1 protein-coding gene is annotated in these 747 nt (G+C 28.0%); it reads right to left on the bottom strand.

All coding sequences use genetic code 11. The features are described 5' to 3' along the window. Nucleotides 1-194: 194 nt before the first annotated feature. Nucleotides 195-747 (bottom strand): tail fiber domain-containing protein (locus OIF36_00460; GenBank protein ID MCV6598944.1); only part of this gene is annotated, 553 nt, incomplete at its 5' end.

Here is a 747-nt window from a genome sequence, read left to right as displayed (position 1 = left end):
AATTGTATAGATTAATTTGTCTTTCTTTTGACTTTTGACTTCTTTGATTTCTTCATATAAATTTAGAATTGCCTTTCCAAAAATCTTGTCTTTCTGACTCAATTCATTTTCATCCATTTCTTGAACTGCTTTTACATCATTTGTTTCCTCATTTTTTGAACCACTATTTCCCATTCTATATATTTAATTGAGATTTAACTTTTACTTTTTGCTTTTGCTTTTGCTTTTGGTTTTTTATTATCTTTTAATTCTTTTACTATATCTTCTAATTCAAATAACCTACTTTCTAAATGTTCAATCTTACTCTGTTGTTCTTGGCAACATTTCCATAATATTGCCGACATCTTGCCATAATTTATTCCCATACGTTCCCCATCATCATTTACTACTGCTTCAAATTTCTTCGGTAGTATTTCTTTAACATCCTGTGCTACAAAACCTATATGACTTTTCTTTTTATCATCACTTTTCATATTATAAGTTTTAACTTCAACCTTTTTCACTATCTCGCTACAATCTTCATCAACATTTTCAATATTATCTTTTAATCTTTTATCAGATGTTTCAATTAAATCATCTGCAGTAATGCTATAAGCAGATACAACGTTGGCATTAAAATCTATTTGTGTTGGTTTTACTTCTAATATATTATTGGCATTTGATAATAACCTTATACTGTTTGTGCTCCAAAGGTTTAACTGTGTTCCTGTGTCGTGTCTTATGTTATTTGTAAATAAGTATCTGTTA

The organism is Alphaproteobacteria bacterium (assembly GCA_025800285.1).
Lineage (GTDB): Bacteria > Pseudomonadota > Alphaproteobacteria > JAOXRX01 > JAOXRX01 > JAOXRX01.
Note: the sequence above shows the minus strand (reverse complement) of the source record. Positions and strands in the feature narration are given on the sequence as shown.